Source organism: Pseudoalteromonas sp. PS5 (assembly GCF_004103255.1).
Lineage (GTDB): Bacteria > Pseudomonadota > Gammaproteobacteria > Enterobacterales > Alteromonadaceae > Pseudoalteromonas > Pseudoalteromonas peptidolytica.
On sequence record NZ_RCSQ01000050.1, the window covers coordinates 23,203 to 29,997 of the forward strand.

Here is a 6,795-nt window from a genome sequence, read left to right on the forward strand (position 1 = left end):
GGCAACGATTGGAATAGAGAATGGATACAACAGGTGGTCAATTTATTGGTTGGGCATACCGCGCTTACCCTCTACCCGGCCATAAGCAGCACCGATACGGCGGGTTTCAATCCACTGGTCGATATCGCTTTCTAACCAGCCCACGGCACGCGCACCAATACGAATAGATCGCGGAAATTCACCGCTGGCCATCAAGGCATAAATGGTGCTGCGGCCAAAGCCTGTTTTGGCCTTTACCTCGGGCAAGCGCAAAATCCGCTGCTGACGCGCTGGGTGTGTTGATGTGGTGGATGATTGTGTAGTTGGGTTCATCGTTTCTCTTTTTCCAAAATAAGCCTCACCGATCTGTTAAGTTCTCTTAGGAGTTTGCCCCAAGAGTTAAACCGACGCAGTAGGCAGATAAATGCCCAGATCGTGCAGCTTTCTGAGGGTACAGGTAGCTAGTTGCCCCAGTTTGTAGATAGTGCCCAAAATAATAATTGTTCTGTGGGCAGGGTTAGTGTGCGGCTAAATGGCATGAATTAAGGCTTTGCCCATACTGCCCCAAAAGCCCAAGAGTTAAGTGCCAAAAGCTTTCTCAAAAAAGGAAGGTCTTGTTCAATTAGAACACCACAACACTTTTATGCGCATAAAAATGTAAAATTCCGCACTTTTCTGCGCGTAAAAGTGTATATTGAGTTATACTACAGGCAGTTAACAGTTTTAATTGGCGGGAAATGACAATGCAGCGTAACTTACTCAACGCCCTAATAGCATGGAAAAATCAACCTGTGCGCAAGCCATTATTGATCGATGGCGCAAGACAAACAGGTAAAACCTATCTGCTACAAGAGTTATTTGGGAACACCTTTGCCAACATCCTTCGTATCGACTTCCTTGAAAACCCTGCCTACAAAGAAGCGTTCGATGGCTCACTGTCACCTGACGAGCTAGTAATGAACATTGAGTTGTTAACCAACCAAGCGTTCAATCCAGAAACCGACTTGCTGATATTAGATGAAATTGGCGAATGTGAACGAGCCGTTACTTCGCTGAAGTATTTTGCCGAAAAAGCACCGTCCTATTTTGTCGCTGCCAGCGGCTCAAATATTGGTTTGCTCAACACCTTCCCTGTGGGCAAGGTAGAACAATACAATTTACGACCACTGACCTTCCAAGAATTTATTTACGCATCCAACGAGCAAGCACTGATCAAAGCATTTGATAGTCAAGCAAGCACACCGGTGGTGCACACTAAACTGATGGATAAACTAACCGACTATTTTTTTACCGGTGGTATGCCGGAAGCCGTTTCTGCTTGGTATCAGTTTAAGGATTCAAGCATTCTAGAGCGTGTTGAAAAAGTCACAAAAATTCATGCCGATTTAGTTGAAGGTTATCGCCGCGATTTTGGTAAGTACGCGGGCAAGGTCGACGCCACACTAATTGAATCGGTATTTAATAGCATTCCAGCCCAGCTATCACTTGTCAGCGATGAGTCGGTTAAACGCTTTAAATTTAAGCATGTGCATGAGCGTAAATCTCGTTATAGCGATTTTGAAACCGCGATCCATTGGCTTAACTGCTGCCGCTTAGCTTTGCCAAACTACCCTATTGAAGGATTACCGAAATCGCCGCTGGCAGCCTATAAAAAAGAAAATATGGTTAAACTATTTCTATTTGATGTGGGCCTGCTCAATCATATGCTGGGCAGCAGTTATAAAGAGATTAAGCAACAAAACTATGAATACAAAGGCTATGTGGCTGAAAACTTTGTGCAACAAGAGCTCACAGCTATTGGCGTTGACCCAAGCTATTCATGGAATGACGCCCGCGCCGAAATCGAATTTATTTTGGCGACCGATGAAGGCGATATCGTCCCTGTGGAGGTCAAAAGTGGTAAACGTACAAGAGCAAAATCGTTGGCATCCTACGTTGAAAAATGTACTCCAAGTAAAACCTTTAAGTTAACGGGTACACAAGGCTCATCAGCGCTAGAGCAAACCAATATCGTGATGCCTTTGTATTTCACGCAGTATTTACCTCAGAGATGATAAAAGCGCGTTGCTTAGCTTATGAGTAACAATTTGTAGACCTGAATGACGGATACTCGATATTCAGTCTTGCCAAGATTGGACACCAAAACATCCAAATTGAGCTTTATTCTATGAAAATGGACACCATGATAACATTTAAGGCTAGGCTAGTTTTCTGCTGACTCATCACGGTCACATAGGACAAGCGAAAAATGGCGAAGCTATGTTGGCAGAAATCGTGCTCGATAAAGCCCTTCAGAACTGCTATGTTTAAGCTCTAACAGCAGCATAAAAACGGCACTGTTTTTCCATTGCTAACCACTAAGATTTAGTAAAAGCCATAGGCAAGTGGTGGGCAAACAGGCATTTTTGAACGGTTTATCTTCGGTAACTCATTGAGTTTGTTAAGGTCTAGGCTTCTACTCAATGAGCAAATTCAAAACATCGAATAACCAGCCATATTTTTAGATATGTCACCGGTTTAGTGACATACCTTATTGTGTTCGATATCGTGATATTGTTGGCAGTTTGAGCTGAGTTTACTCTTGCATATCTCATTACACTTGGCACTTGATGGCGATAATAAAAACCAATTTTGACTTAAATTCTGTGCCATTGCCCCCGCTCAAATCGCTTGAGTACGTTGCATTTTGGTGAAATGGAAATTAAATATAACCATTCATTTTCCACCAGTTGTTTCACCACTTCATGCTCAGCTATCACATGCTCAAGGGCGCTTGTCGGTGCTTGGACTATTACGCTCAAACGCTGTGGTGTGTGCATCCACTTTTCACCGTTATAAACTGATTGCAGTGGCAGACCAATTCGCAAATCACCACCATTACCCTCAAAAACGCCTATTCGCCCCCCTACCACGTTATGAAGTACTTTATTACCACTACCATACTTACCAGGATCGGTGACTGAGGCGTTATATTGCATATTAATCCAATTAGTAACGAGCATTGGCGCCGTTAAAATTGAGGTTAATTTAGTTAACTCTGGGTCTTGCTGATAATCGTACTCATGTAAGAACACTCGACCTTGTAGGTCTAGCCCCTGCGTTGTCTGTCGAGGCGCAATAATAAATCCAGCGTTATTCGCAAGCCCCCACTCAGGACGTACTTGAGACCAGTCCTTGGTTCGAGCGCTAAACTGCTGTTCTAGCTGTTGCTGTGACAAAATATCGGGGGTGATTGCAAGTGCCTCTGAGCGCTCAATGCGGGCTAGATGTGATGCCTGTTTTAGCCACTGACTGATCTCTGGTTTGAGTTCGCCATAAGTTACAATTTGCTCTGTTGTGGTATTGTGTAATGCCGCGATGAACCGAGTTGTGACAGGGATCTGCACCCCCAGTTTTATCAGCTCATTACGCACCGCAACATCATTTAATAGCTGGGCGAGTACCTTTACATTAACCTCGCCAGATTGACCACCGCATGCGCCACACTGTAGCCCCGCGTCGTGAAGATTATTAGTGGTTTTTGCTCCGTGACCTACTAACAAAACTGTATCTGCAAATGTTGTTAGTCCCATACCCGCTAAGATAGGTGCAACCAATTGAGCTTGTTCAGTAGCCGAAATCTCTCTTTCATCTTGAGTAAGCCGCCATGCTGTTGTACCTATGTGGCTATCAACAGGGTGCGCGGTGGGATGCAGCATAAACACTTTACGTAACAGCTTGTAAAAATAGCTCATCCCCATCGATTCAACCATAGAAAAAGAAGCTGCGGCAGAATGTGACCAACTCTGCCAGCGCCCCGCATGTTGACGTTGTGTGGTTAGCGATTGTGGCTCGTGTATTTGTGTTACCTTTAATGGGGCTTTTAATAAACTGGGTAATTGTGGTCGCTCAAAGCCGCTATCTGAGGCTCGATAATCTATCGGTAAGCCAAAAAAACCAGCATATCCCATCGTTTGAATACCAAGGTGCTGCTTTTCTAATGCCCGACGTATTACCTCTGAGCGCACATCAATGCAAAATATAGCTTGTAGTATATTTGCGTTGCTCTCATGTGCTTGCTTACACTCGAATTGTTGAGCTAACTTAGTTTGATAGCTAAGCTCTAGTGCACGCTGGAATAACAACCTTGGCGAGAGTGCTTGCTTATGCTCCGCGATGATTTTAGGTAGCTGCTGCTTTTGCCTGTTCCAATGATGGCTGATTTGACTAAACATCGTAGGATAACGTTTACTAACATACTGCCAAATCACAAGCTCCCATGCCATTCTAATAGCCAATAGCGCCCGCATGTCAGAAGTTGGGCTGCCGGTAAGATTGGCCTGCCAACGCTCGTACCCGACCCATGACGCCCAACCATTTATATCTAACAGCAGCATATGTGCGTAGTCCGCAAGCGCTGTGAACTCAATACCCAATGTCTCAACGGTCAGCGCTATTACCGTATCAGGTTCTGTCGGTAACTGTTTAAAGTATTCGACTAAACCAGGTTCCCCCATCACGATACTTATGCCCAAATCTTGAGAAACCGTCTCATGCCAATGACGATAAACGCAGAGCTTTTTGTGTCCTTGGGTTTGTTTCAAGATAGGCTGCATTTGCTGATAGTGGGCAGCGCAAAATTGGCTAATTTGATGGGTTATTTCCTCTTGCCATGGCATCTTGTGTTCAGAGCGGTAGCGGTCAAATAGATCAGCCAATGTATGCCAATGTGGTAACGCTTTTCGGCGACTTTGCCTTAACCAATTCAGTAATTCATTATTGCTGAGCGGCACCTGATAGTACTCGGCAGCTTGTTGTAGCGCAGCAGGCGCGATAGCCCCTTGTAGCCACTGTTCAAGATAGAAATCAATGGGCATCAACATGTTAACTTGTGCCAACGCACTCAGTTTGCTCACCGCCACATCAAATGACAAGGCTTTTATCCCCCAAAACGGATTAACCGCAATTAACTGATCAAGCGGCCAAGTTGGCGCGATCCGCATTTCTGCGTCGAGCAATTGCTGTTGCTGTGGCGCTGACAATACACTCTGGTTATTACTGTGATTGAACATTACTTCAGCTCCTCAAGGTTGGGGGTATAATGATGTTTAGCGAGATACTTTTGCTTTTTGGTACGAGGCAGCTGCACAGGCCAAAGTAATATGGTCAATCTAGTCATCCATTCATCCAAATAGAGACCTGCATATAATAATCGAGACAGCTTTTGTACCAGAGGTAAGTAGGCGCGATAGTAAAGTAGATAATTGACTATCGCTAATGTGATCACTATGGTGAGCAGCCATATATCTGAAGCGGAAAAAGCCTGTGTTCTTAGCTCGTCGGGTAAAGCGACCATAAAATGTAATAACCATTTCTGTACGCTGTACACAACCAGTAGTACCAACGCAATACCGAGTATTTTCCAATAGCTACGCAGCACCTGAGCTTCGAACCGCAGTGCCAACCATACTGTCAGTGCGCCTATCATCAGTGCCCAAATACTCACAGGCCCTTGGTACCCGATACTGCTTGCTGCACCATAAACCAAACCCATGGCAACACCAAGTGCGCCTAACCACTGCCACAAAGGCGGCTCTACTTGCTTGCTCATCCGTCGAGTTAAGTCTTCATGAACCCATTGACTCGCATTAAGAAAGGCATGTGCTTTATACGCTGAGTGAGCAAGCAAGTGTAGCAGCGCCAACTCGTATAGCCCAAGCGCACATTCCACCAGCATGAGCCCCATTTGCGCTGATGTAGACCAAGCTAAACGAACCTTTAAGCTGATCCTCGTAGTCATAATAAGCGCCGCTAATAACGTGGTGATCCCTGCTACAATTAAAAGCAGCCACTTCGCAGCCTCTACCCGTAAGACTAAGGCTCCAAATAACATCACCAGAAAACCACCTAAATTAATGATACCGGCGTGCAGCAGCGCGCTGACAGGCGTTGGAGACTCAACAACCTGCATTAGCCACCCATGAACGGGGAGCTGAGCACACTTTATTAACGCAACAACAGCCAATAAAATGGCGGCGGTTTGATCCAAAGCTGTGATCGCGCCTGTATATGTCGAATAAAATTCCGATATTTCATTAACTTGCAGTGAGCCTGTGGTTAAATAGATACAGATAAAAGCACCTAAGAGTGCTGACTCCGCCAACCGCGCCAAAATAAACTTTTTATGTGCAGCCAAGGCAGCTCTTGGTCGGTTTGGATAAAACACTAGAAGACGATGTAAACTTAGGCTAATTCCAACCCAAGAAACCCAAAATAGTATCAAGTGATTGCTTAACACCACCACAGTCACACACAGCAATGTGATCAGCAGGCTGCGAAAATACCGTCCTCGTAACTTGTCGCCATCAAGGTAATGAATTGAATAGCGCAGTAACACAAAGCTCATAAAGCCAATAAGAGAAACCACACAAAGTCGCAAAAAGTTTATTTCAAACAATGTGTTTGCGTTGCTTTTTGAGGTACTCCAATACCCCCAAGCTAGCACCAAACAAAGGCCAACACCCAGAGCAAAAAGGTTAGTAACACGGAATAAAAAACCATTTTGAGCTGTGCTTTTTCCCATCACAAAAGCGGCAACGACAAAATGGAGGAGCAGTAAAATCACCAAGGTGGTAAGCATCAATTTCTACACTTCGTTATCGAATTTTACGGTATCAGTATTATTCCAACCTTTTTAACTTAATAAAAATAGATATAATTCAACTATTCATTCTGTTTTTGTTATGTATAATACCAATTTGACTTAATACTTGCTCAATTTGAAGGAGTAAATCTGACGCTAACAGCGTTAAAAATTTCTCATTTAGAACAACTAAA

Annotated in this window: 4 protein-coding genes; 1 reads left to right on the forward strand and 3 read right to left on the reverse strand. The window is 44.3% G+C overall.

Annotated features, from left to right (window positions below):
• Positions 1-42 precede the first annotated feature (42 nt).
• Positions 43-312: an AlpA family transcriptional regulator gene (locus D9603_RS07055; RefSeq protein ID WP_128730782.1), complete on the reverse strand. Its 270-nt coding sequence runs from the start codon at positions 310-312 to the stop codon at positions 43-45.
• 410 nt (positions 313-722) lie between these two features.
• Here D9603_RS07055 and D9603_RS07060 point away from each other — a divergent pair, with 410 nt between their 5' ends.
• Positions 723-2,033, forward strand: coding sequence for an AAA family ATPase (locus D9603_RS07060; protein WP_128730783.1), 1,311 nt, complete (start codon positions 723-725; stop codon positions 2,031-2,033).
• A 582-nt stretch (positions 2,034-2,615) separates the two neighbouring features.
• Here the strand turns inward: D9603_RS07060 and D9603_RS07065 are convergent.
• Positions 2,616-5,030: a DUF2309 domain-containing protein gene (locus tag D9603_RS07065; protein WP_128730784.1), complete on the reverse strand. Its 2,415-nt coding sequence runs from the start codon at positions 5,028-5,030 to the stop codon at positions 2,616-2,618.
• On the reverse strand, positions 5,030-6,598 hold the full coding sequence (locus D9603_RS07070) for an NADH-quinone oxidoreductase subunit L (protein ID WP_128730785.1): 1,569 nt from the start codon (positions 6,596-6,598) through the stop codon (positions 5,030-5,032). The genes D9603_RS07065 and D9603_RS07070 overlap by 1 nt, the downstream gene beginning before the upstream one ends.
• Positions 6,599-6,795 lie beyond the last annotated feature (197 nt).

Excerpts from the sequence above, each read along its gene's own strand:
- D9603_RS07055 (WP_128730782.1), bottom strand. The coding sequence starts at position 312 with ATGAACCCAACTACACAATCATCCACCACATCAACACACCCAGCGCGT.
- D9603_RS07060 (WP_128730783.1), top strand. The coding sequence starts at position 723 with ATGCAGCGTAACTTACTCAACGCCCTAATAGCATGGAAAAATCAACCT.
- D9603_RS07070 (WP_128730785.1), bottom strand. The coding sequence starts at position 6,598 with ATGCTTACCACCTTGGTGATTTTACTGCTCCTCCATTTTGTCGTTGCC.
- D9603_RS07065 (WP_128730784.1), bottom strand. The coding sequence starts at position 5,030 with ATGTTCAATCACAGTAATAACCAGAGTGTATTGTCAGCGCCACAGCAA.